This window comes from Mesorhizobium sp. WSM4806 (assembly GCF_055811635.1).
The window spans coordinates 26,891-50,943 of the sequence record NZ_JBVVQZ010000016.1; the positions used below are offsets into that span (position 1 = coordinate 26,891).

Annotated in this window: 33 protein-coding genes, 1 tRNA gene and 2 pseudogenes; 23 read left to right on the forward strand and 13 right to left on the reverse strand. The window is 63.2% G+C overall.

Translation table 11 applies throughout. The features are described from left to right. Window positions 1–49: 49 nt before the first annotated feature. Complete coding sequence (locus tag AC0L2M_RS22960) at window positions 50–379, forward strand: hypothetical protein (RefSeq protein WP_473536081.1); 330 nt, start codon at window positions 50–52, stop codon at window positions 377–379. 701 nt (window positions 380–1,080) lie between these two features. Here the strand turns inward: AC0L2M_RS22960 and AC0L2M_RS22965 are convergent. Further along, window positions 1,081–1,518, reverse strand: coding sequence for a GNAT family N-acetyltransferase (locus AC0L2M_RS22965; RefSeq protein WP_473535978.1), 438 nt, complete (start codon window positions 1,516–1,518; stop codon window positions 1,081–1,083). A 355-nt stretch (window positions 1,519–1,873) separates the two neighbouring features. Continuing rightward, window positions 1,874–2,053: a hypothetical protein gene (locus tag AC0L2M_RS22970; protein ID WP_128247673.1), complete on the reverse strand. Its 180-nt coding sequence runs from the start codon at window positions 2,051–2,053 to the stop codon at window positions 1,874–1,876. A 135-nt stretch (window positions 2,054–2,188) separates the two neighbouring features. On the opposite strand from AC0L2M_RS22970, the gene AC0L2M_RS22975 reads away from it, so the two are divergent. Then, a complete protein-coding gene (locus tag AC0L2M_RS22975; RefSeq protein WP_023803861.1) occupies window positions 2,189–2,449 on the forward strand; it encodes a hypothetical protein in 261 nt (86 codons plus the stop codon). Window positions 2,450–2,453: 4 nt separating this feature from the next. Further along, window positions 2,454–2,714, forward strand: coding sequence for a hypothetical protein (locus tag AC0L2M_RS22980; protein ID WP_473535980.1), 261 nt, complete (start codon window positions 2,454–2,456; stop codon window positions 2,712–2,714). Here the strand turns inward: AC0L2M_RS22980 and AC0L2M_RS22985 are convergent. Further along, window positions 2,711–3,424 (reverse strand): SOS response-associated peptidase, encoded by a 714-nt coding sequence (locus AC0L2M_RS22985; RefSeq protein ID WP_023803859.1) that lies wholly within the window; start codon window positions 3,422–3,424, stop codon window positions 2,711–2,713. The two genes, AC0L2M_RS22980 and AC0L2M_RS22985, sit on opposite strands and share 4 nt — an antisense overlap. 276 nt (window positions 3,425–3,700) lie before the next feature. Here AC0L2M_RS22985 and AC0L2M_RS22990 point away from each other — a divergent pair, with 276 nt between their 5' ends. The 5 genes from AC0L2M_RS22990 (at window position 3,701) to AC0L2M_RS23010 (ending at window position 6,804) form a co-directional block, all read left to right on the forward strand. Further along, window positions 3,701–4,138, forward strand: coding sequence for a hypothetical protein (locus AC0L2M_RS22990; RefSeq protein ID WP_128170524.1), 438 nt, complete (start codon window positions 3,701–3,703; stop codon window positions 4,136–4,138). A gap of 165 nt (window positions 4,139–4,303) precedes the next feature. Beyond that, the gene (gene minC / locus AC0L2M_RS22995; protein WP_023803857.1) at window positions 4,304–5,086 is read left to right on the forward strand and encodes a septum site-determining protein MinC; all 783 of its coding nucleotides are present in this window, start codon (window positions 4,304–4,306) and stop codon (window positions 5,084–5,086) included. A 105-nt stretch (window positions 5,087–5,191) separates the two neighbouring features. Then, window positions 5,192–6,007: a septum site-determining protein MinD gene (minD, locus tag AC0L2M_RS23000; RefSeq protein ID WP_023803856.1), complete on the forward strand. Its 816-nt coding sequence runs from the start codon at window positions 5,192–5,194 to the stop codon at window positions 6,005–6,007. Then, entirely contained in the window at window positions 6,004–6,276 is a 273-nt protein-coding gene (minE, locus tag AC0L2M_RS23005) for a cell division topological specificity factor MinE (RefSeq protein ID WP_023803855.1), read from the forward strand. The genes minD and minE overlap by 4 nt, the downstream gene beginning before the upstream one ends. Window positions 6,277–6,567: 291 nt before the next feature. Next, entirely contained in the window at window positions 6,568–6,804 is a 237-nt protein-coding gene (locus AC0L2M_RS23010) for an exopolysaccharide production repressor protein (protein ID WP_473536075.1), read from the forward strand. A gap of 124 nt (window positions 6,805–6,928) precedes the next feature. Here the strand turns inward: AC0L2M_RS23010 and AC0L2M_RS23015 are convergent. Next, window positions 6,929–7,423: pseudogene (locus AC0L2M_RS23015) on the reverse strand (glutathione S-transferase family protein); the annotation flags it as partial. Window positions 7,424–7,644: 221 nt separating this feature from the next. Between AC0L2M_RS23015 and AC0L2M_RS23020 the strand changes: the two are divergent. From AC0L2M_RS23020 to AC0L2M_RS23030, 3 genes are all read left to right on the forward strand, one after another. Next, a complete protein-coding gene (locus tag AC0L2M_RS23020) occupies window positions 7,645–8,547 on the forward strand; it encodes a S1C family serine protease (RefSeq protein ID WP_128174981.1) in 903 nt (300 codons plus the stop codon). Window positions 8,548–8,776: 229 nt separating this feature from the next. Next, window positions 8,777–9,376: a YdeI/OmpD-associated family protein gene (locus AC0L2M_RS23025; protein ID WP_473535982.1), complete on the forward strand. Its 600-nt coding sequence runs from the start codon at window positions 8,777–8,779 to the stop codon at window positions 9,374–9,376. A 162-nt stretch (window positions 9,377–9,538) separates the two neighbouring features. After that, entirely contained in the window at window positions 9,539–11,686 is a 2,148-nt protein-coding gene (locus tag AC0L2M_RS23030) for an EAL domain-containing protein (RefSeq protein WP_473535983.1), read from the forward strand. A 69-nt stretch (window positions 11,687–11,755) separates the two neighbouring features. Here the strand turns inward: AC0L2M_RS23030 and AC0L2M_RS23035 are convergent, their stop codons facing one another. The 3 genes from AC0L2M_RS23035 to AC0L2M_RS23045 form a co-directional block, all read right to left on the reverse strand. Further along, window positions 11,756–12,085 (reverse strand): GYD domain-containing protein, encoded by a 330-nt coding sequence (locus AC0L2M_RS23035; RefSeq protein WP_027155386.1) that lies wholly within the window; start codon window positions 12,083–12,085, stop codon window positions 11,756–11,758. A 165-nt stretch (window positions 12,086–12,250) separates the two neighbouring features. Then, window positions 12,251–12,433 carry a DUF3606 domain-containing protein gene (locus tag AC0L2M_RS23040; protein ID WP_027155385.1) on the reverse strand — a complete coding sequence of 61 codons (183 nt, stop codon included), beginning with the start codon at window positions 12,431–12,433 and terminating at the stop codon, window positions 12,251–12,253. 116 nt (window positions 12,434–12,549) lie between these two features. After that, a tRNA-Gln gene (locus tag AC0L2M_RS23045) sits at window positions 12,550–12,623 on the reverse strand. Between the two features lie 115 nt (window positions 12,624–12,738). Between AC0L2M_RS23045 and AC0L2M_RS23050 the strand changes: the two genes are divergently transcribed. Then, on the forward strand, window positions 12,739–13,125 hold the full coding sequence (locus AC0L2M_RS23050; RefSeq protein ID WP_128247737.1) for an ester cyclase: 387 nt from the start codon (window positions 12,739–12,741) through the stop codon (window positions 13,123–13,125). A gap of 93 nt (window positions 13,126–13,218) precedes the next feature. Beyond that, window positions 13,219–13,380, forward strand: coding sequence for a hypothetical protein (locus tag AC0L2M_RS23055; RefSeq protein WP_473535984.1), 162 nt, complete (start codon window positions 13,219–13,221; stop codon window positions 13,378–13,380). On the opposite strand, the gene AC0L2M_RS23060 is transcribed toward AC0L2M_RS23055, so the two are convergent. Both AC0L2M_RS23060 and AC0L2M_RS23065 read right to left on the reverse strand, forming a co-directional pair. Then, complete coding sequence (locus AC0L2M_RS23060) at window positions 13,377–13,643, reverse strand: Lrp/AsnC ligand binding domain-containing protein (protein WP_473535986.1); 267 nt, start codon at window positions 13,641–13,643, stop codon at window positions 13,377–13,379. The genes AC0L2M_RS23055 and AC0L2M_RS23060 overlap by 4 nt on opposite strands. Window positions 13,644–13,782: 139 nt before the next feature. Continuing rightward, a pseudogene (locus AC0L2M_RS23065) lies at window positions 13,783–13,896 on the reverse strand (hypothetical protein); the annotation flags it as partial. 108 nt (window positions 13,897–14,004) lie between these two features. On the opposite strand from AC0L2M_RS23065, the gene AC0L2M_RS23070 reads away from it, so the two are divergent. From AC0L2M_RS23070 to AC0L2M_RS23080, 3 genes are all read left to right on the forward strand, one after another. Beyond that, window positions 14,005–14,481 carry a tryptophan 2,3-dioxygenase family protein gene (locus tag AC0L2M_RS23070; protein WP_473535987.1) on the forward strand — a complete coding sequence of 159 codons (477 nt, stop codon included), beginning with the start codon at window positions 14,005–14,007 and terminating at the stop codon, window positions 14,479–14,481. Beyond that, window positions 14,393–14,755, forward strand: coding sequence for a hypothetical protein (locus AC0L2M_RS23075; protein ID WP_473535988.1), 363 nt, complete (start codon window positions 14,393–14,395; stop codon window positions 14,753–14,755). The genes AC0L2M_RS23070 and AC0L2M_RS23075 overlap by 89 nt, the downstream gene beginning before the upstream one ends. A gap of 220 nt (window positions 14,756–14,975) precedes the next feature. After that, window positions 14,976–15,410 carry a DoxX family protein gene (locus tag AC0L2M_RS23080; RefSeq protein WP_128187285.1) on the forward strand — a complete coding sequence of 145 codons (435 nt, stop codon included), beginning with the start codon at window positions 14,976–14,978 and terminating at the stop codon, window positions 15,408–15,410. 51 nt (window positions 15,411–15,461) lie between these two features. Here AC0L2M_RS23080 and AC0L2M_RS23085 read toward each other — a convergent pair whose 3' ends face one another. Continuing rightward, window positions 15,462–15,767: a hypothetical protein gene (locus AC0L2M_RS23085; protein ID WP_023803842.1), complete on the reverse strand. Its 306-nt coding sequence runs from the start codon at window positions 15,765–15,767 to the stop codon at window positions 15,462–15,464. Window positions 15,768–16,131: 364 nt separating this feature from the next. Here AC0L2M_RS23085 and AC0L2M_RS23090 point away from each other — a divergent pair, with 364 nt between their 5' ends. The 4 genes from AC0L2M_RS23090 (at window position 16,132) to AC0L2M_RS23105 (ending at window position 18,826) form a co-directional block, all read left to right on the forward strand. Beyond that, on the forward strand, window positions 16,132–16,542 hold the full coding sequence (locus AC0L2M_RS23090) for a hypothetical protein (protein ID WP_473535989.1): 411 nt from the start codon (window positions 16,132–16,134) through the stop codon (window positions 16,540–16,542). 79 nt (window positions 16,543–16,621) lie between these two features. After that, on the forward strand, window positions 16,622–17,170 hold the full coding sequence (locus AC0L2M_RS23095; RefSeq protein WP_023803840.1) for a terminase large subunit domain-containing protein: 549 nt from the start codon (window positions 16,622–16,624) through the stop codon (window positions 17,168–17,170). A 287-nt stretch (window positions 17,171–17,457) separates the two neighbouring features. Next, a complete protein-coding gene (locus AC0L2M_RS23100; protein ID WP_473535990.1) occupies window positions 17,458–18,213 on the forward strand; it encodes a phage terminase large subunit family protein in 756 nt (251 codons plus the stop codon). A 13-nt stretch (window positions 18,214–18,226) separates the two neighbouring features. Further along, window positions 18,227–18,826 carry a hypothetical protein gene (locus tag AC0L2M_RS23105; protein WP_473535991.1) on the forward strand — a complete coding sequence of 200 codons (600 nt, stop codon included), beginning with the start codon at window positions 18,227–18,229 and terminating at the stop codon, window positions 18,824–18,826. Window positions 18,827–19,135: 309 nt separating this feature from the next. Here the strand turns inward: AC0L2M_RS23105 and AC0L2M_RS23110 are convergent, their stop codons facing one another. Further along, the gene (locus AC0L2M_RS23110) at window positions 19,136–19,753 is read right to left on the reverse strand and encodes a methyltransferase domain-containing protein (RefSeq protein ID WP_287194918.1); all 618 of its coding nucleotides are present in this window, start codon (window positions 19,751–19,753) and stop codon (window positions 19,136–19,138) included. Between the two features lie 127 nt (window positions 19,754–19,880). Here AC0L2M_RS23110 and AC0L2M_RS23115 point away from each other — a divergent pair, with 127 nt between their 5' ends. Both AC0L2M_RS23115 and AC0L2M_RS23120 read left to right on the forward strand, forming a co-directional pair. Further along, a complete protein-coding gene (locus tag AC0L2M_RS23115) occupies window positions 19,881–21,605 on the forward strand; it encodes a portal protein (RefSeq protein WP_473535993.1) in 1,725 nt (574 codons plus the stop codon). After that, window positions 21,602–21,925, forward strand: a complete 324-nt coding sequence (locus tag AC0L2M_RS23120) for a Bbp19 family protein (RefSeq protein ID WP_091599017.1) — start codon at window positions 21,602–21,604, stop codon at window positions 21,923–21,925. Before AC0L2M_RS23115 ends, AC0L2M_RS23120 begins: the two co-directional genes overlap by 4 nt. Window positions 21,926–21,946: 21 nt before the next feature. Here the strand turns inward: AC0L2M_RS23120 and AC0L2M_RS23125 are convergent, their stop codons facing one another. Together AC0L2M_RS23125 and AC0L2M_RS23130 are read right to left on the reverse strand one after the other, a co-directional pair. Continuing rightward, window positions 21,947–22,261: a hypothetical protein gene (locus AC0L2M_RS23125; RefSeq protein ID WP_473535994.1), complete on the reverse strand. Its 315-nt coding sequence runs from the start codon at window positions 22,259–22,261 to the stop codon at window positions 21,947–21,949. A 228-nt stretch (window positions 22,262–22,489) separates the two neighbouring features. Next, window positions 22,490–22,804 (reverse strand): YMGG-like glycine zipper-containing protein, encoded by a 315-nt coding sequence (locus AC0L2M_RS23130; RefSeq protein ID WP_027154393.1) that lies wholly within the window; start codon window positions 22,802–22,804, stop codon window positions 22,490–22,492. A 325-nt stretch (window positions 22,805–23,129) separates the two neighbouring features. Here AC0L2M_RS23130 and AC0L2M_RS23135 point away from each other — a divergent pair, with 325 nt between their 5' ends. Beyond that, window positions 23,130–24,038: a hypothetical protein gene (locus AC0L2M_RS23135; RefSeq protein ID WP_287229460.1), complete on the forward strand. Its 909-nt coding sequence runs from the start codon at window positions 23,130–23,132 to the stop codon at window positions 24,036–24,038. Window positions 24,039–24,053: the final 15 nt, after the last annotated feature.

Below are 24,053 nucleotides of genomic sequence, written 5' to 3' on the forward strand. Positions count from 1 at the left end.
CTTGTTCAATCAGGTGTACTTCATCTTACTCCCTATCCAAGGAAATTTGATGGCCACAGGTCCCGCTTTCCGGAAAGCAAAACTGGGAGCGGATTTTTCCAATGTTTTCCCCGGTGTGGGAATTCCCACAGCCGAGCCTGGTTTGACTGTCATATCCTTGTTGCAACGTCAGGCCCGCCGGCTCGTGCGCAAGCCGGCGAAAGGAAAGGGAACAGTCATGAAATTCTTGGCTCCCGTCACAAAACTTGCTGCCGGGTTTCGCAAATTCGTCGCGCCGCGCTACCGCCCGGAGCTTTATTACATGCGTGGCCCGGGGCCAGCCACCGCCCGCCGTATGGGCACGCGGCGGCAAAACCAATCCATCGACCACTACGCCTAACTTGCCTCGCGGACGGCTGACGCTCTCGCCCGGAGTGCCGTTCGCGCCGTTCCGTACCGGTCAATTCAGATCAATGAAGGTACGATCTGATCATGGTTATAATTCATGCTGCCGCCATTGGTCCATTTCGCAGGTGGTTACGCCTCCGCGCCGAGGGAAAAGCTCTCTTGTCGGCAACGGACCAGTTGAGCCGTTTACCCGATGACGTTCTTGGCGACATCGGCATCTCACGTGACGAAATCATGTGCGCTTTGCGAAGCCGCGCCATCCGTCATGCGGAGGCAGGCGCGGCCGGCACGACGATCGAGCGCACCAGGATCGCTTCGGCCTCGATCCCGAAACGGTTGGCCGTCGGCAGTAGCTACGCCTCGGCCGAGATCCCCTTTGGCTGGTCCACGAGCGCGCGATCGAGCCTTAGATCGCGGCTTCGACAAGCAGCGGCGCGCGGACGGGACCTTCGAACGGCACTACACCTGCGACCCCAAGGACTGAATGTTGACCGACGGGAACTGGGGAGGATCTCAAAATGATCATGTCAGTTGTTAAGTCCCTCGCGCTCGCTCACGCTGACATGCCAATCAAACAGCTGAAAGACGTCTATTTGGATTGCGAACGGGGAGGCCGCCGGTGCGCTGGGGACGGAAGACGTGATGTACTGTGCGCGAGTTCCGACTAGGCGCGCGATAGCAGTTTGCGCATAATCAACGATGCATGGCCTTCTGCACCGTGCAACGCGGCCACTTCGAACCATGTTTGCGGTAAAAGGCCATTGCCCGGTCGTTTCCCTCGAGCACTTCGAGTGCGATGCTCAGGATGCCGGAATGGGCGGCAAAGACAGCGTGCAATATATTAGCGGCTAGCCCGGTGCCGTACTCGCTTTGATCGATGTGGAGCCGGTCAAGCATGACGTCGCCGGCTTCATTCATCTTAGCCATCGCGTAGCCGGCAATCGAGCCGTCTGGCCGTTCTGCCACGAACGACATTTTCTTGGTGTCTGTCAGTTCCGCCGCAATCCGCTGCAGCGTGTGATCTTCATCCGAAATCAGGGCCGCGGTCTCGGCACCCATGATTGGCGAGTACGTCCTGCGCCAAGACTCTCCAATGAGCAGCGATACCGACGGCACGTCCTGCTCAGTCATGGCTCTGATTTGCGTCATCGATAACGTCCCCTGCCGGTCAATTATAGCGTTGCCGGACGGGCCGCTCAAATTCGGAGCGGCGGCCTACCGCCGCTTCATCGCATGGGGGTCACGCCGTTCCCTACATCTACCATCAGGCATGGTCCGCAGGTCGACTCCTACCGATGAGCTAACGTCCGCTCTGGAGAAGCACCGCGAATGTCTGAACATGGCGCAACCAGGACCAATAGCTTCGCGCTGCCGATGTCCGCTTTCGAGTAACAGCGAAATTGCTTCGAATGACCAAGATAGGCGCTAAGCCGACCTTCGAACGGCACGATTGAACACGCGTCCTGCTACCGTCATCTCTAGGCGCTTACCGCGTCGCCCGGCGCCGTCCCTCCACGGCGTCAAGCCGCTCCTGCAGGTGCCCATTGAGCACGATCATCTCCTTGAGCGCCTTCACCGCGTCGCCCTTGTGCTGGGCGATGAACTTTTGGGCGATCGCCTGAAGGGCGGCCTCCTGGCGTCTGTCCAGCGTCACGATGTGGTCCATGACGATGCCTCCGACAGTTTCCGTTTAAATTGAACAAAACGGGAACAAAAATGTCAAGTGTGAATTGACTTGGCGAGGAATGCCTTCCTATTTGTCAGTGGTGGGGCGGTTGCTCACAAACTGGGGAGAGCCGCGATGGGCAGACGAAAAAGCCGGTTTGACAGGCTGTCGGCGAGGCATGCCGAGGCGATCATCAGCGACGCTCTCAGCCTGCGCAGGACGGTGCTTTCGTCGCAACTGCATCTGAAGGCGCATGGCGAGCTGTTTTGGCAGCTTTGCGGGCTTGTCGAAAAATTGCATGAGGTGATGGCCAGCGTAGCGGAGAAGGAGCCCGATTTCCAGATGCCGGATCTTGGCCTGCTTCCGCTTCCCGAGGGCTATTTGACTCGGAAATGAGGCCATGGCCGGGCCGATGGACAGCGTTGGACGTGCCGCGAAGGCCAACATGCTGCTGATCGTCGAGTGCGGCCACTGCTACCATGTCGGGCGTTTTCGGGCCCACGACGTGGCCAAGGTGGTGGGCTGGAACAAGCCGCTGGAGACCATCCGATTCAGATGCAAGCGGTGCAACCGAACGGACACGACGGTGAAGACCCAGTTCGTCGACCAGGACCATCCGCCGAAGGGCTACATCTGGGTGCTGCAAAAATTCAAGCTTTAGAACAGCGAACCCTGTACCGGCGCCTGTGGGGCCTGCGGCGGAAATTTTATCTGTGTGGCCGGCTTGTCGACGATCACCAGCGCGTCGTCGGGTGCCGTGCGCTGCAGGTGCCTGGCCTGCGACCACGGTGCGGTCAGCCAGGTCTCGGTTTCCTCCTGCGTGGTCAGGATCACGGGCATCGCCTTCTCGTGGATCGGCGCGATCAGGGCGTTGGGCCTGGTGGTCAGAAAACCGTAGAGCTCGAACTCGCCGGGGCCATCCTTGACCTTGCGCACGCCTTGCCAGGGCGTCCACAGGCCGGCGAAGAAGAACAGCGGCCGCGCCTCGTTCAGCGCGAACCAGTAGTTTTTCTGGATACCGGTATCCGGGTCCTTGTCGCCCGGCGTTGGGCTCGGTTCGGCAAAACTGGTCAGCGGCACCACGCAGCGGTTCTCGACGCCGAGATATTGCTGCCAGTGGCCGTATTGCGGGTTGCGGATGTTGGTGGTGCCGTAGTCGGCCTTGCCCTTCACGCGCTCGACCGGCGTCGGCATGCCCCACAGCAGGTTGGCCAGTTCCCGCTCACCGTCCGGCGCGTTGCGCACTACCGGGCCGGGCTGGTTGGGGTAGATGTCGATGGAGGGCTCGAGATTGCCGAGACTGTCGCGCAAGGCGCGGGTCCACTGGCGGATCGCCTCCTGGCTGGTGGTGATGTTGTAGAGGTTGCACATGTCGAGCCCAGGGATGTTCAGGCATCTTGCGGGAAAGGGCAGGTAATTTCCAGCGCTCTCCGGCCGGCTGCTGACACGCTACCCCAGCCCACAGCGCCACGATCACCGCCGCCATCCCGGCGATCGACCGCGGCAGAAGGATACCGCCGCGCGCAGCACGGCGAACCGCGGGCTCCGCCTACGCAACGCACACCGCTCGCGCGCGTTCTACCCATTAGGAGGAGCATGGCGATGTGACAGCTGGTCTCATGCGCTCACAATTGGAGGCAAACCACCATGTCTAAGTTCAAAGATGCCCTTGACCGCGGCAAGGAAGCTCGCCGTGAGCAAGAGGAGAAGGTCGGCAATGAGAAGGCCGAGGGGGTGGACTTCGGCGCGCAAGCAAGGGCCTGGCTAAACGACGTCGTGGTTGCGTCGCTGGAAACGGCCAGGGCTGACGTAGCAGGCGAGGTGGCCGTCGAGATGGACACCGCGCCACGCCGCCAAGCCAAAGCATCAACACCATCTATTCGGTTCAGAATCTACAGGAAGCGGGGAACGGAAAAGGAGGTGGTCGGAAGAACGTTCACGGTCAACGTTCAGCTGAGTGGACAAGTGTCGGTCTCTTCGCCGGGGATTGTGGCAAGAGAAGTGGGAAACATCGGGGATAGGGCTGACGAGCGGTTCTCTAGCTTGCTGGCGGAACTGATCGAGGACGCAGCGAAGGGCACTTAGCCAGCAAGGTGTCGAGGAGGGGCCGGCGATTTCCAGCGTTGTCTGCGGCTGCTGACACGCCGAGCCTGTCAGTAACAGCTTTCCGGACGCCGCAAACAGCCCTCCGTTAACCTTTCATTAACCATGGCTGGCTAGCGTTTACCTATCAGTAAGGAATCGCTGTCCGTGACCTTCGCCGCCCCCGTCGAGACCAAATCCATTCGCTTTCGCGCCCGCTCCTTCGTCGCCTTCACGCTCACCCCGGAGACGCCGCTTTCGGAGTGGCTGGAAAGCCTCGACCGCTGGATCGGCAATTCTCCCGGCTATTTTGCCGGCCGCCCGGTGGTGCTCAACCTCAACACGTTGAAGCCCGCGGTCAGCCAGATCGAAGCGCTGGTTGCCGAGCTTGGCCTGCGCGGCATCCGCATCTATGCCATCGAGCTCGAAGGCAACACGGTGCTTGAGCCCAGTCTGCCGCCTTTGCTGATCGGCGCCAAAGAGGCCACAGCCGGGCTGCTCATGCAGGCCGACCAAAAGGCTGCCGGCGGGCCGGAAGAGGCGGGCAGGGCGGAAGAAGGCAGGGCGGAACCGGGCAAGCAGTCAGAAGACAGGCAACCAGAAGACAGGCTGCCGGACGCGCCGGCCACGCTGATGGTCAAGACGCCGATTCGCTCGGGCCAGTCGATCTTCCACGCGCATGGCGATGTCATCGTGCTGGGCTCGGTCGCCTCCGGTTCCGAGATCGTCGCTGCCGGCTCGATCCACGTCTACGGCACGTTGCGCGGGCGGGCGTCGGCCGGTGTGCTCGGCCATTCGGCGGCGCGCATCTTCTGCCGCAAAAACGAGGCCGAACTGCTGTCGGTCGACGGCTGGTATTGCACCGCCGAGGAGATGGAGCCGGCCTTGCGTGGAAAAGCGGTGCAGGCGTTTCTGGAAAAAGACACGCTGCGCATCGCGCCGTTCAGCTAATGCAGTCGCCCGAAAGTATGCAGCAGTTTTAGAATTAAAACAAAGACTTAAGCGCATCGCATAAATCAAACGCTTAACAATACAAACAACAATAAGGAGGCATAGATGGGCAAAGTTGTGGTGGTCACCTCGGGCAAGGGGGGCGTCGGCAAGACGACCTCGACGGCCGCCCTTGGCGCCGCCGTCGCGAGAACCGGCAAGAGGGTGGCGCTGGTCGACTTCGACGTGGGTTTGAGGAATCTCGACCTGATCATGGGCGCCGAGCGGCGGGTGGTGTTCGACCTGGTCAACGTCATCCAGGGAACGGCCAAGCTGTCGCAGGCGCTGATCCGCGACAAGCGGGTCGAGACACTGTTCCTGCTGCCGGCCTCGCAGACGCGCGACAAGGATGCGCTGACCGAGGAGGGCGTCGGCGAGGTGATCGAAAAGCTGAGCTCGGTGTTCGACTACGTCTTCTGCGACAGCCCGGCCGGCATCGAGCGCGGCGCGCAGCTTGCCATGCGCTTTGCCGACGAGGCGGTCATCGTCACCAACCCGGAAGTCAGCTCGGTGCGCGATTCCGATCGCATCATCGGCCTGCTCGACGCCAGGACCGTCAAGGCCGAGCGGGGCGAGCAGATCGCCAAGCATGTGCTGGTGACGCGGTACGATGCGGCGCGCGCGGCGCGCGGCGAAATGCTCTCGATCGACGACGTGCTGGAAATCCTGTCGACGCCGCTGCTGGGCATCATTCCCGAGAGCCAGGACGTGCTCAAGGCCTCCAACCTCGGGTCGCCGGTGACACTCAGCGATCCGACCAACTCCGCCGCCCGCGCCTATATCGAGGCGGCCAAACGGCTCGAGGGCGAGGACCTGCCGGTCGTCGTGCCGTTCGAGCGCAAGGGCTTTCTCGATCGGCTTTTTGGAAGGAGGGCAGCATGAGCCTGTTAGACCTCTTCAAGCGGCGCGGCAGCGCGCCGGTGGCGCGCGAGCGGCTGCAGGTGCTGCTCGCCTATGAGCGCCGCAACCGCAGCCAGCCCGATCTCGTCTCGGTGCTGCGCGAGGAGATCATGGCCGTGATCGCCAGGCACGTGCAGATCGACCAGGATTATCTGCAGGTCTCCATGGATCGCGGCGAGACGATGTCGACGCTGGAGATCGACATTCAGATCCCCAACAAGAGCGCTAGGCCGCTGGCCATGTCGGCCTGAGCGTTGCGCCTGTAGTAGTTTTTGACGCCGGCGGGACAGCCCCCCCCTTCTGGCCTGCCCTCTTTGCCCCCACTTGGCATCTCCCCCTCAAGGGGGGAGATTGGCAGCTTCGGCGCACCGCTCGCCTCTGCATCAACCATGCGCACGCTTCCCATCCATTTGCCCCTTGCGCAACCAACAAAAGGGTGAAAACGTTGGTCCGGGGTAAATGGGCAAGGGTGGTCGTCGCGGCTGTTAGAAGCTCCGGGGCGGCCTTGAAGAGTGATGAATTTTCCACAGTTCCTGGTGGGGATGACCGCCGCGGCATTCGTCGTGGCGCTCTCGACTTATTTGGCAACGGGTTCAATCTGGAAGGCGCTGGGCTGGACGGTCCTCACCTTGATCGTTCTGCAGCTTGGATATTTTTTGTCCGTCGTCCGGCTGATCTATAGGGCCGAACGAAAGACACACAGTGACCGCGACCCGCGAGTACTGGACCGTCGAGACTGCATGCGGTTTCGAGATTCAGGTCGGCCACCACAAATATAAACATGCCTAGACCATGATGTTCATCAGATAGACAGTATGGTCTAAACCGCTTGAAAGCGGACATGTTCGGTTCTTGGAATGTGCCTTGGACGTTCCGTTACTTTAGTCAACCAGTATATATCTCGTAGGCGTAGAAATGGCCGAAGCCGCCGCCGAGATAGGGCGCCGAGCCCATCTGCCAGAACAGCCACGACAGGGTTTCTGCGCGCGCCGGCTGCTCGGTCGGCAGGAACTCGCCGAATTTCTCGGCCAGATGCAGCAGGATCGAGCCGGATTCGAAGACGCGGATCGGGTTTGGCCCGCTGCGGTCCATCAGCGCCGGGATCTTGGAGTTGGGATTGACCTCGACGAAGCCGCTGCCGAACTGGTCGCCGTCATTGATCCTGATCAGCCAGGCGTCATATTCGGCGCCTTTGTGGCCGCGCGCCAACAGTTCCTCCAGCATGATCGTCACCTTCACGCCGTTTGGTGTCGCCTGCGAGTAAAGCTGCAGCGGATGCTTGCCGACCGGCAACTGCTTGTCATGCGTCGGGCCGGCGATCGGCCGGTTGATGCTGGCGAAGGCGCCGCCATTCTCCTTGTTCCAGGTCCATACTTTCGGCGGTGTGTATTGGTTCATTTCGGAGGCCTTTGATGTGAGCGGGGAGGGTCTTGGGGAGGATCAGCTTGCATAGATACAGGTAGTGCGGGCTGACGGAAGTTCAACTTGTGTTGAACTATTGTCGATGTCGGCAGCGCAAGCCTGCGCGATTGCATTCGGCCCTTGCGCCTCGTCACATGCGCCATAGCTATAGAAGATGCCGGCCCACGGTCGTCGTGAATATTGCCAGGATTGAGAGCATGACCATCGATACGATTTTGCGGTCCATCGTGACGGTGCGCGCGTCGATTCCGGATGATGCCTTCACCGCGAATGCGCTGGGCACCAGCCGGGAAGGCAGCGGCGTGGTCATTCGCGACAACGGCCTGGTGCTCACCATCGGCTATCTGATCACCGAGGCGGAAGAAGTCTGGCTGACCGACCACAGCGGGCGCGTGATTCCCGCGCACGCGCTCGCCTACGACCAGGAAACGGGCTTCGGCCTGGTGCAGGCGCTGGCCCCGCTCGGCCTGCCCGCGGTGGCTTTCGGCGACGCGGCCAGGGCGATGGCCGGCGACCCGGTGGTGCTCGCCGACGGCATCGGCCAGGCGGTCAGCGCGTACATCGTCACCAAGCAGGAATTCGCCGGCTATTGGGAATATCTGCTGGACGAGGCGATCTTCACCGCGCCGGCTCATCCGTCATGGGGAGGTGCGGCCCTCATCGGGCAGGACGGCAGGCTGCTCGGCATCGGTTCGCTGCGCCTGCAGATGAGCCGCGCCGGCGAGATCGCCGATATCAACATGGTGGTGCCGATCGACCTGCTGCCGCCCATCCTCGACGATCTGCTGACACGCGGCCAGGTTGCCAAGCCACCGCGCCCATGGCTCGGCGCCTTCTCCGCCGAAAGCAATGGCGAGGTCGTGGTGATGAGCGTCGCCGAAGGCAGCCCGGCCGCCGAAGCCGGCCTGCGCCAGGGTGACATCATCTCGGATGTGCGCGACGGCGAAGTCGACGGGCTCGCCGATTTCTACCGCAAGTTGTGGCAGAACCCGGCGGGCGCCGAAATCCCGCTGCGGGTTGTGCGCGATGGCCGCGAAACCTGGCTGCGCGTCAAGTCGGCCGACCGCAACAGCTTTCTCAAGAAACCGCAGCTGCAGTGAGGCTCCTTTCCTTCCCCCCCTTGTGGGCCTTGTGGGAGAAGGTGGATCGGCGCGCAGCGCCGAGCCGGAAGGCCGCAGGTTATTACATCACGATTTGAAGGACCGCCATGGGCGGCGCGAAGCAATGCTTCGCGCCAGCCTTGCAACAAGGCCACTGTTGCTCCATTCGATCGGAGCCAAGCAGCGACAAAGGAGAACCGATGACGACCACAGAAAGGCGGACCCGCTGATGGCGCCGGTCGAGGTTGACCCCGCCAAGGTGCGCGAATTCAGCGATGCCGAGAGCTTCTACACCTGGCTCGGCAAGCATCACGGCACCGAGACAGAAATCTGGATCAAGATCCACAAGGTCGGTTCGGGACTGCCTTCGATCACGCCCAAGGAGGCCATCGACGTCGTGCTGTGCTGGGGCTGGATCGATGCCGTGCGCAAGGGGCTCGACAACAAGAGCTATTTGCAGCGCTACACACCGCGCGGCAGGAAGAGCATCTGGAGCCAGATCAACGTCGACAACGTCGCCCGGCTGATCGAGGCGGGCCGGATGACCGAGCATGGGCTCAAACAGGTCGAGGCGGCGAAGGCCGACGGGCGCTGGGGGCGCGCCTATGCAAGCGGCAAGAACATGAAAATCCCCGCGGATCTGCAGGCCGCAATAGACGCCGAGCCCAAGGCCAAGGCGATGCTGGCAGGGCTCAGCGCGCAGAACCGCTTCGCGCTCGCCTTCCGCATCCACAACATGAAGACCGAGGCTGGCCGCGAGAAGAAGATCGCCGCCTTCGTCGAGATGCTGAAGCGCGGTGAGGCGATCTACCCGCAAGGCAAGAAGTGAGGCTGGCGCCGACCCGGCTGTGGCTGCGCTTGCCGCAAAATTCCCGCCTCGTGGGTGTCAGGGTGAGAGAAATTGGCCGTCCACCCCGGCCGCTGCGCAGTAACGGTTTCTTCTTTGCTTTTGCCACACAATGGCGGCGACGAGGCGGGCGAAGTCCAGAGCATGGCCGAAAAGAAAAATCGCGACGGGGAGTTCTGGGAACTGGCGCTCGAACGCGCGCATCTTGGCGTCTGGGACTGGGATCTCGCGAGCGGCGACTGTTTTTACTCGGCGATGTGGTTGCAGATGCTCGGCTATGGCGAGGGTGAGCTTGCGGAGACAAGCGATCTCTGGTTGCAGCTGACGCATCCCGACGATCGCGAGCGGGCGGTGGCCAGCGGCGAACGCCACATTGCCGGCCTGACCGATTCGATCGAAACCGAGCTCAGGCTGAAGCACAAATCCGGTCACTGGGTATGGGTTCTCGATCGCGGCGGAGTGGTCGAACGCGACGCCGAAGGCCGGCCGGTCAGACTGATGGGCGTCCAGACCGACATCACCAAGCAGAAGCAGGCGGAAGCAGAGCTTGAACAGGTCAACGTCCGCTTTCGCCTGGCATTGGCGGCCAGCGGCACCGGCATCTGGCACCACGATCTCGCCGCACGCAAAAGCTACTGGGACAAGCGGACGCGGGACATCTACGGGCTTGTCGCCGACACCGACGAAGTGTCGCAAGACCTCTGGCACAGCTATCTGCATCCGGACGACCGGGCCGCCGCCGAGCGGGCCCATTTGGCGCCGCTGCAAACCCAAAAGGTCGTCGCCGTGCAATACCGCATCATCAAGCGGGACGGCGAAATCCGATATCTCGAATCGCTGATACGGTTCGCCGACGCCCAGTCGTCGGGCCACATCCTGGGCACGGTGCGCGACATCACCGAGGCGAAGCAACGCGAGCAGGAACTTGCCCATGCGGCCCGCCATGACGCGCTGACCGGCCTTTTGAACCGCGCCGCTTTCGACCGGCTGCTGGCCGAGCACATCGCAACGGCGCGCCGGCTCGCGGTGTTCTACGTGGATCTCGACTACTTCAAGGCACTGAACGACTTCGCCGGCCACGCCGCCGGCGACCTTGCCCTGAAGAGCGTCGCCGAGCGCATTCTGGGCTGTCTGCCGCCGTCGGTGCACGCCGCGCGCCTCGGCGGCGACGAGTTCGCGCTGCTGGTGCCTGATTGCGATGCAGCGCAAGCCGAGCGTCTCGCCGGCGCCGTACTCGCGGCGGTTCGCGATGCCGACCTCGGCTCGACGGCGGCGTCGCGCAAGCTCGCGGCCAGCATCGGCATCGCCTTTGTCGCCGATGCGAATACCGCAGTGGCCGACGCGCTCGCCTGCGCCGACGACGCCTGCTATGCGGCCAAGGCCGCCGGGCGCAATCGCTTCGCGGTGTTCTCGCCCGAGACGACATCCGGCTCCAGCGGCCTCAATGCGGCGCGGCTGGCCGCCGACACCGTCGACGCCATGGCGGACGGAAGGCTGAAACTGTTCGGCCAGGAAATCCACCAGCTCGGAAAACCCTGGCAAGAAAGCCGCCATGTCGAGGTCCTGGCGCGGCTCGCCGGCCGCAACGGGCGGCTGATCCCGCCGGGCGAGTTCATCCCGGCGGCGGAGCGGTTCGGCGTCGCCTCGCGGCTCGACCGCTGGATTATCACGACGGCGCTGTCGCTTCATGGTCCGGCGCTGAAGTCAGGGGCGCTCACGCTCGGCTTCAACCTGTCGGCGCAGACGCTCAGCGACCCGCAGCTTTGGGATTTCGTCGACGCTGTCATCGCCGAGACCGGGGCGCCGCATTCCGGCATCGGCTTCGAGATCACCGAAACCGCCGCGGTCACCAATTTCGCAGCTGCCGAGCAGTTCGTCGGCAAGGCGCGCGAGCGGCGCTGCCGCGTCAGCCTCGACGATTTCGGGGCGGGCATGAGCTCGTTCGAATATCTCCGGCGCTTTCCCGTCGACACGATCAAGATCGACGGTTCGTTCATCGAGCATATTGCCGATAGCCGCTTCGACCGCGAAATCGTCTCGGCGATATCCGGCATCGCCAGGAGCCTCGGCTGCTCCGTGGTGGCGGAGAAGATCGAAGCGCAGGATGCGCTCGACATCCTCGCGGATATGGGCATTGACTTCGGCCAGGGATTTCTGCTGCACCGGCCGGAGCCGCTGCAAGCGATCGTGGCGCGGGCGTGCGCGACCCGGGCGAGCGCGACACAAGCGAGCGTGGCACGGGCGCGCAAGACACGGGCGAGCGCGCCGGCACCAGCCGGACGGCGAGCCTAGCCCGGATCTCTCCGGGCTAGCCGGGCGAAAAGTCCGCGAAACCGGTCCGGCGCCGTGATGCGCGACTGGTCAGGACTTTCCCGGCGGGCGATAGCGGACCGACTTCGCCTTGCCAAGCGCTTGCATCGTCTCTTCGACGCTCAGGAGAACGGTGGTCTCGTACGAACTGAGCGCTCCTCCCGCACCAATGGCAAGCATGACCGATGCCATCGAAACGTTGTCGGGCGCTTCCCACAGGTTCCAGCCATCGTGCTCTCCGAAGCCGTACCAGAACCCGTGCAGCTTTCCGCCTACCGATTCGATGTAGGTGCGGGCTGCCTCGCGTCTATCCTCGGGGTTTTCGATCAGGCGCGCCCAGGTCTCGGGCGTATAGCTGAATCGTGAGAGATACATGGGCATGGTTCGCCTCCAGGGCCGCCGATCCCCCAGCGGCTCGGCGTCGAGGGGATCGAGGGAGGGGCTGGCGCCGAGCCTGACCGGCTTGGTTGGTTCACCGGCTGACAAAATATGCGCTCAGGCTAATATAATCGCAACACCTATCCTGCAGGCCGCCGCCGATGCGGGTCAGGCGTTGCGGCTCGCCATATGCGCGTCGAGCTTCTTTCTCGAAGGCCCGTACCGCTTGATGATGGTCGCGGCCTCGCTCGGCGGTATGCCATATTTCTTCGCAAACGCCGCTACGTCGTAAGGCTCCTCGCCGGCGGCCGGTTTGCGGTCCTGCTTGCTCCTGGATTTGTCGTCGGCCATGTCGTCCTCCATTATATCTGGTGGTTATAGGGTTCCTTGGTCGGCCCGACCATCCATGCCAGTTTGGAAAAGGGGAGGCACGCCGGTCTGACCGGTTGCCCCGACCGGTGAGCTGCTGGTTCCCGCTCATGGGCTCGAACCACGATTCACGCCTTCAAAGGGCGCTGTCCTACCATTAGACGAAGCGGGAATAGAGGAAGTGACGCTGTCTAGCACTTTCTCATCCGCGCATGAAGCTGCTTCATGTCATCATCGGCTTGAGCATGAGCTTTCAGCAGGGCCTTGTAGAGACGGGAGCAATCGCCGTGACCAGAACCGACCTCTCCGACTTCTACCGAGACTATATTGCCTGCCTGAACAAGCAGGACTGGCCGAAGCTGGGGCAGTTCGTTGATGATGAGGTGATCCACAACGGCCGGCGGCTCGGTCTATCAGGCTATCGCAAAATGCTGGAGCGAGACTTTGCTGAAATTCCGGACCTTTATTTCAACGTCCAGATGCTGATTTCCGATCCGCCCTACATAGCGAGCCGGCTCGGGTTCGACTGCACGCCGAAAGAAAGCTTCCTCGGCCTCCCTGTAAATGGGAGGAGAGTTTCCTTTGCCGAGAATGTTATCTATGAATTTGGGGACAAAAAGATTGTAGAAGTATGGTCTGTCATAGACAAGGCTGCCATCGAAGCCCAGCTTTAGCGCGAGAATGCTCGGCCGTCGTTCCACGTTCCGATATGAACCACGATATGAACAATGGCAGCTGCCTGTCTACCGCCTGTCAAGGACCCGGCCTTGACGCCTGAACACGCTGCCCCAGATTACGCGGCGGAGTTTTTAGAAATGCGATACGACTGGCAGGGGTGCAAATTCGTCGAACGGCATTTCGGCATTGTTATCGCAATTGGCCTGGCTGCAGGGCTGTCGGCCCTGGCCGCGCTGGGCTACACGCCTTAAGCCTTCTGCTGCGCATGCCCCACGGCATTGGCGAAAGAAATGTCATCCTTGATCTCGCGCATCGCCATCGAGGTGATCGTGCGGCGCACGCCGGGCAGGCGGCTGAGCTCGACGCGCAGCATCCTGTCGAGCGCCATCATGTCGACGGTCACGATCTGCAGGAGATAGTCGGCCTCGGCTGTGGTGGCGTGGCAGCGCCGGATAAGCGGATGCGCCTGGACTGCAGCCTCGAAGGCTTCGGAGAGCTCGAAATCGATCGACACCTGGATGAAGGCTTCGATGCCGAAGCCGAGCTTGGCCGGGTCGACCCGCGTCGAGTAGCCGCGGATGATGCCAGCGTCCTCCAGCCGCCTTGACCCGCTTCCAGCACGGCGTCTTGCTTAAGCCGACCTCGTCGGCGAGCACTGCGAAGGAGGTGCGCGCATCGCGTTCCAGTGCCGCGACGATCTTCCGGTCGACGGCATTCAGCATCATACGTTCTCCAAACCTTCGCAATGGACGAACATCGTCCTCCATTTTCTGGTATTTGGATAACACAAAGGACAATGTTCAAGTGAAAAGCGACTAAACTGCGGGGCTCGGACCGAACAGGAGCCCTATGGGCCGGGCAAAGGAGCAGCTGCCATGCACAAGCCGGATTATTACGCCCGTATCGAAGCGCCCGAGATGCGCGACTATGGCGTCTACCTCAGCTGCGACAAGCTACTCGCCTGCCAGAAGCCGCTGGCCGAGATGGTCAATGCCGACGAGCTGCAGTTCCAGATCGTCCATCAGGTCGAGGAGCTGTGGATGAAGCTCATCGCCTACACGCTGGTCGATGTCGTCGACTTCCTCGAGCAGCAGAACACCCATCGCATCGTCACGCTGATGGGGCGGGTGCATCGGCTGATGCGGATGATGACGGCGCAGCTCGACCTGCTCGAAACCATGTCGCCCAAGGAATACCAGGATTCGGCTGCAGCTCGGCAATGGCAGCGGCCAGGAATCGCCAGGCTTCAAGCTCTTGCTGCGCATGCCGCCGGATCTGTGGCGGGCGTTCAAGGCGTTCTATCTCGATGGTCGCGGGCTCTCGGTCGAGGATGTCTACGATGTCAGCTATGATCACGGCGACAGCTATGTCGTCGCCGAGGCGCTGATCGAATTCGACGAGCTGTTCCAGAAATTCCGCGCCAATCATCTCTACCTCATCCACCGCTCGATCGGGCTCGGCTCGAAATCGCTCAAGGGCCGACCGGTCGAACTGCTGCAGGCCGGCGCCCTGCATCGCTTCTTCCCGGAGCTGTGGGACATACGCTGCGACATGACCGACCGCTGGAGCTGCCAGTATGGGACTGTGCGGGCACCGATCAGCCACCCGGAGGCGAAGGCAGGGTAAACGCCGCGATCCCTTCTCCCCTTGTGGGAGAAGGTGGATCGGCGCGCAGCGCCGAGCCGGATGAGGGGTGTTGGACGGAATGCGGCGATGCCAAGCCCCTCATCCGACCGCTTCGCGGCCACCTTCTCCCACAAGGGGAGAAGGGGAAGGCGCCGCATGTCGGGTTTGCGGCTGGTGCAACGTCCTTGGGGCGAAATCGGTCGCAACCCTGGAGGACGGCATGTCATCGGAAACCACCCAATCACCGGCTCAACCGCCGTGGCAGACCGCGGCAATCCTGATTGGCCGCCTGATCTTCGCAGCCGTCTTCCTCATGGCGGTGACCTTCAAATTCATCGACATGGGCGCCACCGCGGGCTACATCGCCGCCGCCGGATTTCCGTTCCCGCTGTTTCTGGCCTGGTGCGCGGCCGTGCTCGAAGTGGTCCTGGTGCTGTGCTTCCTGACCGGCGCCTTGTTCTCGCAGGCCGCTCTTGTCGCCGGCGCCTATGTGCTGTTCCTCGCCTTTGCCTTCCACGGGCCGTCGCACTGGGCCGGAAACCAGGCCGAGTTCGGCTTTTTCGTCGATCATTTTACCTTCCTGGCCGGGCTGCTGTTTGCCGCCGTGCATGGGCCGGGCCGTGTGCTGACCTGGAAGGCTGCACTGGCAAGGTGATCGTAGCTCGGCTGGCAAGCGGCGTTCCGATACGGCGAGGCGATTGCGACGTCACATCTGGTCGTTGTAGGGTTCCTTCATCTGGCCGACCATGCGCGCCAGTTTGGAGAAGGACGGCATGTCCGCCTCCGGCTGGCACTGGTTCGCCAGCTCCAGCAGCCGGATCGGGAAGTTGACGGCATCGCGGCTCGAGGCCGACATGCCTTCGGAGCGCTCCTCGCTGGTCTCGCTGGCTTCGGCCTTGCGCAAGGCGATGTCTATCTCCTCGACCGTCAGCACGCCCTTGCGGACAAGGACCTGGTTGATCGATGCGACGGCCATCAGCAGGCCCTCGAGTTGCAGATTGGCGACATTCATGGCTTTGCTCCCATTGGCAAAATGCAAACGCGCGAGCGCCGGTTCCGATCCGGACAGCTGCAGCATAGCGCGGCGTGCGGCCGAATTTTAGGCCGGCCCGCGAGATTTCGCTTGCTTTGTGACGGCAGCTATGCTAGGAATATAGTCATGGTGCTGATTTGCGCCAACGACCCGCCCACCGAGGCGGGTTTTTTTAATTCAAGCCTTCTCACAAGTTCGTGCCTGTGTTGCCGATATCAAATGTCGGCGGGACAGCGCCCCCCTCTGTCCTGCCCTCTCTTTGCCAAAATTTGGCATCTCCCCCACTTGGGGGGAGATCGGATGTCACCCCGGCTTTCGCCAATCACCAGCATCGCGGTAGGCCATGGCCGAGAATCCGTTCGACGACGAACCGGCTGATGTGGCCGAACCCAAGCCTTCCGGCCGGCCGAAGCGGGCGAAAAAAACGCTGGCCGATGGGTTTCTGGAAGCCATCCGCGCCGATTTCCGGGCGCATGGCGCCGGTGTCATCGCCGAGGTTCGTACCGAAAAGCCCGATCAGTATCTGAAGATCGTGCTGTCGGTGCTGCCCAAGGATCTGCATCTCAACATCAACAGTCTGGAAGCACTGAGCGATGACGAAATCAGGCAGCGCATCCGCGGCCTCGAAGCCGTCCTGCGGCCGTTTCTCGAAAAGTCCGGCGTCGCAAGAGCGGGCCTCGCAAAGCCGGGCCGCGACGGCGAAGGCCGAGTATCTGAGCCTGCTCAGGGAATTGGACCGGAGGCGGCGCACTAACCAGCTTGCCGCCTACCGGCCTTACCCGCGACAGACCGAGTTCCATGCGGCCGGTGCTGCCAACCGAGAACGCCTGTTCATGGCCGGCAACCAGCTCGGCAAGACAAGGGCCGGCGGCGCCGAATGGGCGATGCATCTCACCGGCCGTTATCCCGAGTGGTGGCAAGGCAAGGTTTTTGACACGGCCGTGCGGCTGTGGGCGGCGGGCGTCACCGCCGAGGGCACGCGCGACAACCCGCAGCGCATCCTGATCGGCCCGCCGCAGCAGCCGGCGGCGTGGGGCACCGGCATGATCCCGGCCGACGCCATTGTCAGCACCATCATGGGGCGCGGCGCGCCGCATGGGCTGGACAGCGTCGTCGTGCGCCATGGCGGCGGCGGCGATGTGCAGGCCGATGAATCGGTGCTGTCGTTCAAGAGTTTTGAGAAGGGCCGCGAAAAGTGGCAGGGCGAAACGCTGCACGGCGTCTGGTTCGACGAGGAACCACCGCTCGACATCTATTCCGAAGGCCTGACCCGCACCAACGCGACAGGCGGCATCACCATCGTCACCTTCACGCCGTTGCTCGGCATGTCGGAAGTGGTGCTGTTGTTTCTGTCGGCGGAAGCGGTGGAGGGAATGGGGTGAGGGGCGGCGGCCTTGCCTTCTCCCCTTACGGGAGACGGTGGATCGGCGCGCAGCGCCGAGACGGAAGAGGGGTGCTGGACGGAGTGCGGTTTTTGCCAAGCTGGAACACCCCTCATCCGACCTCGCGGAGCCTGTCCTCGGGCTTGCCGGAGGCAAGACCCGTGGGCGAGGCCACCTTCTCCCACAAGGGGAGAAGGGAGAGCGGCCGCCTTGGCCAGAAAAATCTTGTCCAAACAACACCATACGGCCGGCGCCTGCCAACATGATTCAAGTGCGAGGGCGAAGAAATGACCCGCCACGTCACCTTCATGACCATCGATGATGCCGAGCATTACACGCCGCAGCAGCGCGCCGCGATCGTATCGGCCTATCCGGCGCATGAGCGCGAGGCGCGGGCGAGGGGCATTCCGGTGCTGGGCTCCGGCCGCATCTTTCCGGTGGCGGAGGACCTGATTGCCTGCGAGCCGTTCCGGCTGCCGCGCTACTGGCCGCGGCTCGGGGCGCTGGATTTCGGCTGGGATCACCCTTCCGCTGCTGTCGAGCTCGCCTGGGATACGGAGGCCGACGTCGTCTATGTCGCAAAAGCCTGCCGCGCCTCGCAGCAAACGCCGGCCATGCAGGCGCTGACCCTGAAACCGTGGGGCGAATGGCTGCCCTGGGCGTGGCCGCGCGACGGCCGCCGCGAGACGCTGGAAGGTGCGGGCGTGGCACTTGCCCGGCAATATGGCGCGCATGGTCTGAACATGCTTTCCAGCCATGCGCAGTTCGCCGACGGTTCGGTGTCGCTCGAGGCCGGGCTGATGGAGATGCTCGACCGCATGCAGAGCGGCCGCTTCAAGGTGTTCTCGACGCTTCTGCCCTGGTTCGAGGAGTTTCGGCTCTACCATCGCAAAGACGGCCAGGTGGTGAAGCTGCGCGACGACCTGATGGCGGCGACACGCTATGGTGTGATGATGCTGAGGGAAGCGGTGGTCGACCCGGCCGAGTTCAAGACGGCACGGCGAAAGCCAGGGCAGAGCGATCCGCTGGGGGCGTTCCGGTGAGGGGACGCCGCCGATGACCGTTCGCATTGTCAGCGCTACGCTGCGCGACCTCTCCTACATCGCCGCCAACCTGCGGCCCGAGGACCGGACGGAGATCGACTGCCAGTTCGACGAATGGTCGCCGGCGCTGCTGGCGCTGACCGCGCTGCAGGGGTTTGCGTATGTCGCCGAGCTGAACGGCAATCCGGAGGCCGGCTTTGGCGCCGCCGAGCAGCGCGGCGGCCTATGGATCGCCTGGAGCTGGGGCACGCGCCGCATGAGGCGCTGCGTGCCTGGGATCACGGCGTTCTTTCACGCGGTGCTGGGTCCGCAGGTTGCCGCGCACGGCGCCTGGCGGGTCGAGGCCCGGGCGCTGGCCACCAATGAACTGGCGCTGCGCTGGCTGGCCCGGCTGGGCGCCACGCAACGCTGCCGCCTGCCGGGCTATGGCAAGAACGGCGAAGATTTTTTGCTCTACGACTGGACAAGGTCGTCTGACTTTGGGTCGTCTGACTTTGGAGAATGCTGGAACCATGTGCCTTTTTCAAAAGCCGCCGGCGCTGAAGCCGTTGCCACCGGCACCGACCATTGCCGACAAGGACGTGCAGGCGCGCGAAGCAGCGCTCCGGGCTGAGCTCGAGCAGCGCCAGGGAACCGCCGGCACGGTCAAGACCGATCTGTCGCCGAGCGAACTCAGCGGCCAGCGCCGCGTGCTGCTGGGGATTTGATGTGGGGAGGAGGGTAGCGTCTAGCAGCACCCCCCTCTGTCCTGCCGGACATCTCCCCCTCAAGGGAGGAGATTGGATGTCACCTCAGCTTTCGCCAACCACCAACGCTGGAAGGCCGGCGAAACGCCGAAGCTGCCAATCTCCCCCCTTGAGGGGGAGATGGCCGGCAGGCCAGAGGGGGGTGTTCAAGCACCGACGTCGAACTCTGCGCGCTCTCACCCCGGCTTGCGCGCGAAGGCCCAGACCATCAGCGGATATTCCTCGTCGTTGCTGAGGTCGCGCCATAGGCCGTAGGCGCGCACCGGGCCGCCGATATGGGCTTTTGCGCAGGCTTTGTTGCCCCAGCTGAACACTTCAATGTTTGCCTGGGGGAAGCCGCCTTCGACCAGCAACTGCTTGAGGCCGGCGGCGGTCCAGCGGTTGTAGTCGTGCGGCCTGGCATGCACCCTGAACAGGAACGGCGTCGCCACCATCGCCCAGCCGCCCGGCCGGGTCATGGCGTGGATATTCTGTGCCGCGGCAAACGGGCGCTGCACATGCTCCAGCACCTGGTCGGCGATGACGACGGAATATTGCCGGTCGGTGCGGTCCTTGCAGATGTCGAAATCAGGGAAATCGACGGAGGTGTAGTTCGAGCATATCGTCTTCCAGTGGCGGTTCCAGCCGGGCGAGATCTCGATCACGTCTGAGGATTTGCGGCCGTCGGCCTCAAGAAACGCGGTGAACGCCTCGATCTGCCTGATGCGCAGCCAGTTGCGGGAATCGTAGCCGATCAGCCGCTTTGCAACCTGCTTGCTTCGCCTCTTCAGGGCGCCGGGTAGGCTTTCCGTCATTATCAAATCGATCTCCTTGAGTCGCCGCCCCACGCCCCTTGAACATCGCAAAAGCGAACAAAATTCGACCTGGCCTTGGCAATATCTGGGCTTCGAACAAGCTGATACAACAGAACGAGGAAATGCCATGGCGAGCGATTCCCGTGCCCACGATATCCTGTCGCGACAGGCGGAACTGGAGAGCGAGCGCAGCCAGTATGAGGCTGTCTGGGAGGCGGTGTCGGAATTCTGCGACCCCGACGCGCCCGATGTCTGGAGTGGGCGCCGGGGCGCGGAACCGCAGGCCGAGCGGCACGAGCGGCGCGGCGCCCGTGTCTACGCCAACACCATCAACTCGGCCGCCAACCGGCTGGCCGCCGGGCTGGAAAGCCTGATCATCCCGCAGTCGGAGAAATGGCACGGGCTGTCGACCGCCGCCGTGAACGACGAGGAGAGCGACGAGGAGAAGGAATGGGCGGAGGCGCTTCGCGATTTCCTGTTTGCGCTGCGCTATTCGGCCAATTCGAATTTCGTGCCGGCGACGCAGGCCTGCCTGCGCAACGTCGTGCGCTACGGCCCGGCCTATCTCTATGCCGAGGAGGGCTTTGGCGGCACGCTGATCCGCTATGCCTCGATCCCGGTGGTCGAGGGCTATCTCTGCCGCAACCGCTGGGGCCAGATCGACATTTTCCACCGCCGCTATGAGCGCACGGCACGGCAGGCGGCGCAGCTGCTCGGCTATGACAAGCTGCCGGCGCGGATCAAGATGCTGGTCGACGACCCGGCCAAATGCGAGACCAAGATTTCGCTGATCCAGTGCATCCAGCCGCGTGACGAGCGCAAGATGTACCGGCTCTCCGGCACCTACCAGTATCTCGACACGGCGATCGCCTCCTACCACGTCGTCGAGGACGAGGAGGTCATCGTCAGGGAGAGCGGTTTCCGCTCCTTCCCGGTGTCCTGCTTCAACTGGCGCCGCCATGAGGGCGACCCCTATGGCATCTCGCCGACCATCGAGGCGCTGACCACGGTGCGCGAGGAAAATGCCGTGCGCCGCTCGGGTCTCAGGGCGCTGCAGCAGATCACCGATCCGGCGACTGCGTCGAAAGCGCGGCTCGACTATGTGCCGGTGCTCAATCCCGGCGAGAACTATCCCGGCCTGATCGACGACAATGGCCGGCCGCTGATTGCGCCGATTGCTGTGGGCCAGAACCCGACCCATGCATTCGGCTACGCGGAAAGCCGGGCCGAGGAGATCCGCGACATGATGTTCGTCAACCTGTTCCAGACGCTGGTGCAGAACCCGCAGATGACGGCCACCGAAGCCTTGATCCGGCAGGAGGAGAAGGGCGCGCTGCTCGGGCCCTCCGGCTCGATCATCCAGGCCGGCTTTGCCGCCAATCTCGACCGCGAGCTCGGTATCCTCGAGGACAAAGGATTGTATGAGGAAGACAGCCGGTTCCTGCCGCCGGCGAGCCTTGCCGGCAAGGCGGTGCGGCCGACCTTCACCGGGCCGCTCGACGTGCTGCGCCGCTCGGCCGAGGCGCGCGACACCATCCAGGTGGTGACCACGGCCATGCAGATGGCGCAGTTCGACCCCGGTGTCATGGACAATATCGACGGTGACGAGGCGCTGAAGATCGTGCAGAGCGCCGGCCGCAGCCCGCAGCGCATCTTTCGCCGCCAGGACGAGGTGGCTGATATTCGCGATGCCCGAGCCAGGGCGCAACAAGCGCAGGCCGGCATGGCGGCGATCGCCGCCGCCGGCAAGGTTGCCAGGGATGCCGTGCCGGCGGCGGTCCAGGCGCGCGACAGCGGCCTGCTCGACAGTCTCAGCGGGCTGATGCCGCAGGACGGCGAGGGCGGCGCATGAGCGGCAAACGCTTCGCCCATTCGCGCCAGGCCGGCGGCCCGGCCAGGGCGCAGGATGCGCTGACCAGGGCCTATCTCAGGGTGTTCTCAGGCCAGGACGGCGAGATGGTGCTGGCCGACCTGACGGCGGCGACCGGCTATTACCGCCGCCCGTCCTATGGCGAGTGGCTGGCCAAGACCAGGACGCCGAACGGCTTCGAACTGCACAGCGCGCTGAGCAACGCGCGCGCCGAAGTGGTGCAGCACATCATGGGGTTTTTGACACTGGACGAAGCGCAACTGGCGGCGCTGGAGAAGGCGGCGCGGCTGGAGGGGAGGTAGGGTGATGAAACTGCCTTATGGTTAAGTCTTGCTCAAATCTACGGTGATCCGCATCGGGCTGGTTTTGACGCCTGGCGGCCAACACTTCTGGACCGATTTCAAAAGTTGCTGGGCGGCTTCCGCCGCCGCCTCCGAATGTGGATCATAAGATACAACGGTAACCGACTTGACCTTGCCGACCTTGTTCAACGTCACCTCGAAAGTGGCTTTGACGTGATTGTCTACAGCGGCCACCGGCAAGACCAGGCAATCGCCGATCCGCTCAACACTGACAGCCTGTCTGGCGTGTGCGGAAACTGAACAAACAACCAGCAGCGAAGTCATCAAAAATCGCATCGTCGCCCCCTTTGGATAGCAGACGATAGCGTCTAAACGCGCTGAGGGTAAGGATCAAAACCATCGGGTAGACTGCGCCGACGCTGAAACTGCGCCCCTCTCCCCGTTCTACGGGGAGAGGATGCCGGCAGGCAGGTGAGGGGCGGCGCCAGCATCTCAGAATTCTGCGCTGCCCCTCATCCCCCTGCCGGGACCTTCTCCCCGTATAGTGACGGGGAGAACGGGCTATCAATAATCGCCGCGGTAGTAGCGGTCGTCGCAACGGGCGGTGTAGATGCGGCCGTAGCGGTCCTGATAGCGGCAAAGCTGTTCGCCGCGCCGCTGTGGCGTCGTCGCGCTGCCGACGACCGCCCCCAGCAGGGCGCCGCTGGCTGCGCCGATGACCGTGCTCTTGGTGTCGCGGCCCAGGGCCTGACCGACGAGAGCGCCGCCAGCGCCGCCGACCAGGGCCCCCGTGGTGGCTCTTTGCTGGCCTTCGGTCTGTGCACATCCTGCCAGCGCGGCAGTCACAAGCAGGGCGGCAATGGCTTTGTACATGGTCATCGTCTGATACTCCGTTGAAGCCTATGAACTAATACACTGGCTGGTTTTGCCAAGTGTTTGCCAAGTGCGGTTGCATTGCGGCGGAACCGCGGCACCGCTTGTCACGAAATGCGACATGGTTTCTTTCGTCTTGACGGTGCGTGCCTCCGGTTCTGAAAGATCGTATTCGAACAAGACGATAGGGCCAGGTTCTGTCGAAAAGAATCAGGCTGCGGCCGCAACGATTCCGCCGGGTCCAGCCGATCCCCCAACAATCCAATAACACGCCCGGCTGAACTGGCCAGTGCTCGTTTCCATTTGCAAACAACAAGAAGGAATCTTTCTCATGACAGATCTGGCAGACGCCGGGTCCGTGGTGGCGTCGCCACCGGCGGGCAACCTTGCAGGGCCACCGGCCGCCGGGGACAACGGGTCCGCCCCGCCGGCCGGCAAGAGCTGGTTTGACGGTCTCTCCGAAGGCAACCGCAAGCTCGCTGAAACCAAGGGCTGGACCAAGCCTGAAAGCCTCGACCGGGTTCTCACATCCTATGCCGAGTTGGAACGGCAGCAGGGCGAAAGCCTGCGCATTCCGGCAGCGGACGCAGCTGCGGAAGACTGGGACAGGTTCCATGCCCGGCTGCCTGAGGCGATGCGCCCGCTGACATCGCCCGACAAGGTCGAGTACAGGCGCCCCGACGGGCTCCCCGAAAACTTCGCCTATTCGGACGAGCTCGCCAACGCGTCCAAGGCGTGGGCGGTCGAGGCCGGCGCCACGCCGAAGGTGGCGCAGGCCTATCACGACCGCTTCGTCGGCTACATGGCCGAACAGGCCAAGGCGCAGCAGATCGCCCTTGCCCGTTCGGTCGAGGCCACTCACGACGACCTGGTCCGGGACTGGGGACCGACCGACAGCGACGGCTTTCGTAGGAGATTGGAGGTCGCCAACCGGGCGATGAAGAAGCTCGGGCTGGTCGATGCCTACAAGGCGAAGGGCATCCTCCTGCCTGACGGCGCCTTGACCGATCCGCAGATCGCCAAGGCGTTCCACGCGGTCGGCGAGGCGATGTTCAGGGAAGACACGATCGACGGCGGCGCGGCCTTGAGCGGAGGCAATCCGTTCAAGCGCAACGCCGCCGGCGAACGCAACCTGACCGATATCTCGGCCCTCGTCAGAAGCGACCCCGTTCGCGCCCGGCGGCTGGCACGCGAGGCCGGCGAAAACCCCGATCTATGGATACCGAACAACCCCCTTTGAAATAGGGCAACCGCA

Bases quoted from the DNA above. Each gene is read 5' to 3' on its own strand.
- AC0L2M_RS22960 (WP_473536081.1), top strand. From the start codon at position 50: ATGGCCACAGGTCCCGCTTTCCGGAAAGCAAAACTGGGAGCGGATTTT.
- AC0L2M_RS22965 (WP_473535978.1), bottom strand. From the start codon at position 1,518: ATGACTGAGCAGGACGTGCCGTCGGTATCGCTGCTCATTGGAGAGTCT.
- AC0L2M_RS22970 (WP_128247673.1), bottom strand. From the start codon at position 2,053: ATGGACCACATCGTGACGCTGGACAGACGCCAGGAGGCCGCCCTTCAG.
- AC0L2M_RS22975 (WP_023803861.1), top strand. From the start codon at position 2,189: ATGGGCAGACGAAAAAGCCGGTTTGACAGGCTGTCGGCGAGGCATGCC.
- AC0L2M_RS22980 (WP_473535980.1), top strand. From the start codon at position 2,454: ATGGCCGGGCCGATGGACAGCGTTGGACGTGCCGCGAAGGCCAACATG.
- AC0L2M_RS22985 (WP_023803859.1), bottom strand. From the start codon at position 3,424: ATGTGCAACCTCTACAACATCACCACCAGCCAGGAGGCGATCCGCCAG.
- AC0L2M_RS22990 (WP_128170524.1), top strand. From the start codon at position 3,701: ATGTCTAAGTTCAAAGATGCCCTTGACCGCGGCAAGGAAGCTCGCCGT.
- minD (WP_023803856.1), top strand. From the start codon at position 5,192: ATGGGCAAAGTTGTGGTGGTCACCTCGGGCAAGGGGGGCGTCGGCAAG.
- minE (WP_023803855.1), top strand. From the start codon at position 6,004: ATGAGCCTGTTAGACCTCTTCAAGCGGCGCGGCAGCGCGCCGGTGGCG.
- AC0L2M_RS23010 (WP_473536075.1), top strand. From the start codon at position 6,568: ATGACCGCCGCGGCATTCGTCGTGGCGCTCTCGACTTATTTGGCAACG.
- AC0L2M_RS23020 (WP_128174981.1), top strand. From the start codon at position 7,645: ATGACCATCGATACGATTTTGCGGTCCATCGTGACGGTGCGCGCGTCG.
- AC0L2M_RS23025 (WP_473535982.1), top strand. From the start codon at position 8,777: ATGGCGCCGGTCGAGGTTGACCCCGCCAAGGTGCGCGAATTCAGCGAT.
- AC0L2M_RS23030 (WP_473535983.1), top strand. From the start codon at position 9,539: ATGGCCGAAAAGAAAAATCGCGACGGGGAGTTCTGGGAACTGGCGCTC.
- AC0L2M_RS23035 (WP_027155386.1), bottom strand. From the start codon at position 12,085: ATGCCCATGTATCTCTCACGATTCAGCTATACGCCCGAGACCTGGGCG.
- AC0L2M_RS23040 (WP_027155385.1), bottom strand. From the start codon at position 12,433: ATGGCCGACGACAAATCCAGGAGCAAGCAGGACCGCAAACCGGCCGCC.
- AC0L2M_RS23070 (WP_473535987.1), top strand. From the start codon at position 14,005: ATGCACAAGCCGGATTATTACGCCCGTATCGAAGCGCCCGAGATGCGC.
- AC0L2M_RS23075 (WP_473535988.1), top strand. From the start codon at position 14,393: ATGCCGCCGGATCTGTGGCGGGCGTTCAAGGCGTTCTATCTCGATGGT.
- AC0L2M_RS23080 (WP_128187285.1), top strand. From the start codon at position 14,976: ATGTCATCGGAAACCACCCAATCACCGGCTCAACCGCCGTGGCAGACC.
- AC0L2M_RS23085 (WP_023803842.1), bottom strand. From the start codon at position 15,767: ATGAATGTCGCCAATCTGCAACTCGAGGGCCTGCTGATGGCCGTCGCA.
- AC0L2M_RS23090 (WP_473535989.1), top strand. From the start codon at position 16,132: ATGGCCGAGAATCCGTTCGACGACGAACCGGCTGATGTGGCCGAACCC.
- AC0L2M_RS23095 (WP_023803840.1), top strand. From the start codon at position 16,622: ATGGCCGGCAACCAGCTCGGCAAGACAAGGGCCGGCGGCGCCGAATGG.
- AC0L2M_RS23100 (WP_473535990.1), top strand. From the start codon at position 17,458: ATGACCCGCCACGTCACCTTCATGACCATCGATGATGCCGAGCATTAC.
- AC0L2M_RS23105 (WP_473535991.1), top strand. From the start codon at position 18,227: ATGACCGTTCGCATTGTCAGCGCTACGCTGCGCGACCTCTCCTACATC.
- AC0L2M_RS23110 (WP_287194918.1), bottom strand. From the start codon at position 19,753: ATGACGGAAAGCCTACCCGGCGCCCTGAAGAGGCGAAGCAAGCAGGTT.
- AC0L2M_RS23115 (WP_473535993.1), top strand. From the start codon at position 19,881: ATGGCGAGCGATTCCCGTGCCCACGATATCCTGTCGCGACAGGCGGAA.
- AC0L2M_RS23120 (WP_091599017.1), top strand. From the start codon at position 21,602: ATGAGCGGCAAACGCTTCGCCCATTCGCGCCAGGCCGGCGGCCCGGCC.
- AC0L2M_RS23125 (WP_473535994.1), bottom strand. From the start codon at position 22,261: ATGCGATTTTTGATGACTTCGCTGCTGGTTGTTTGTTCAGTTTCCGCA.
- AC0L2M_RS23130 (WP_027154393.1), bottom strand. From the start codon at position 22,804: ATGACCATGTACAAAGCCATTGCCGCCCTGCTTGTGACTGCCGCGCTG.
- AC0L2M_RS23135 (WP_287229460.1), top strand. From the start codon at position 23,130: ATGACAGATCTGGCAGACGCCGGGTCCGTGGTGGCGTCGCCACCGGCG.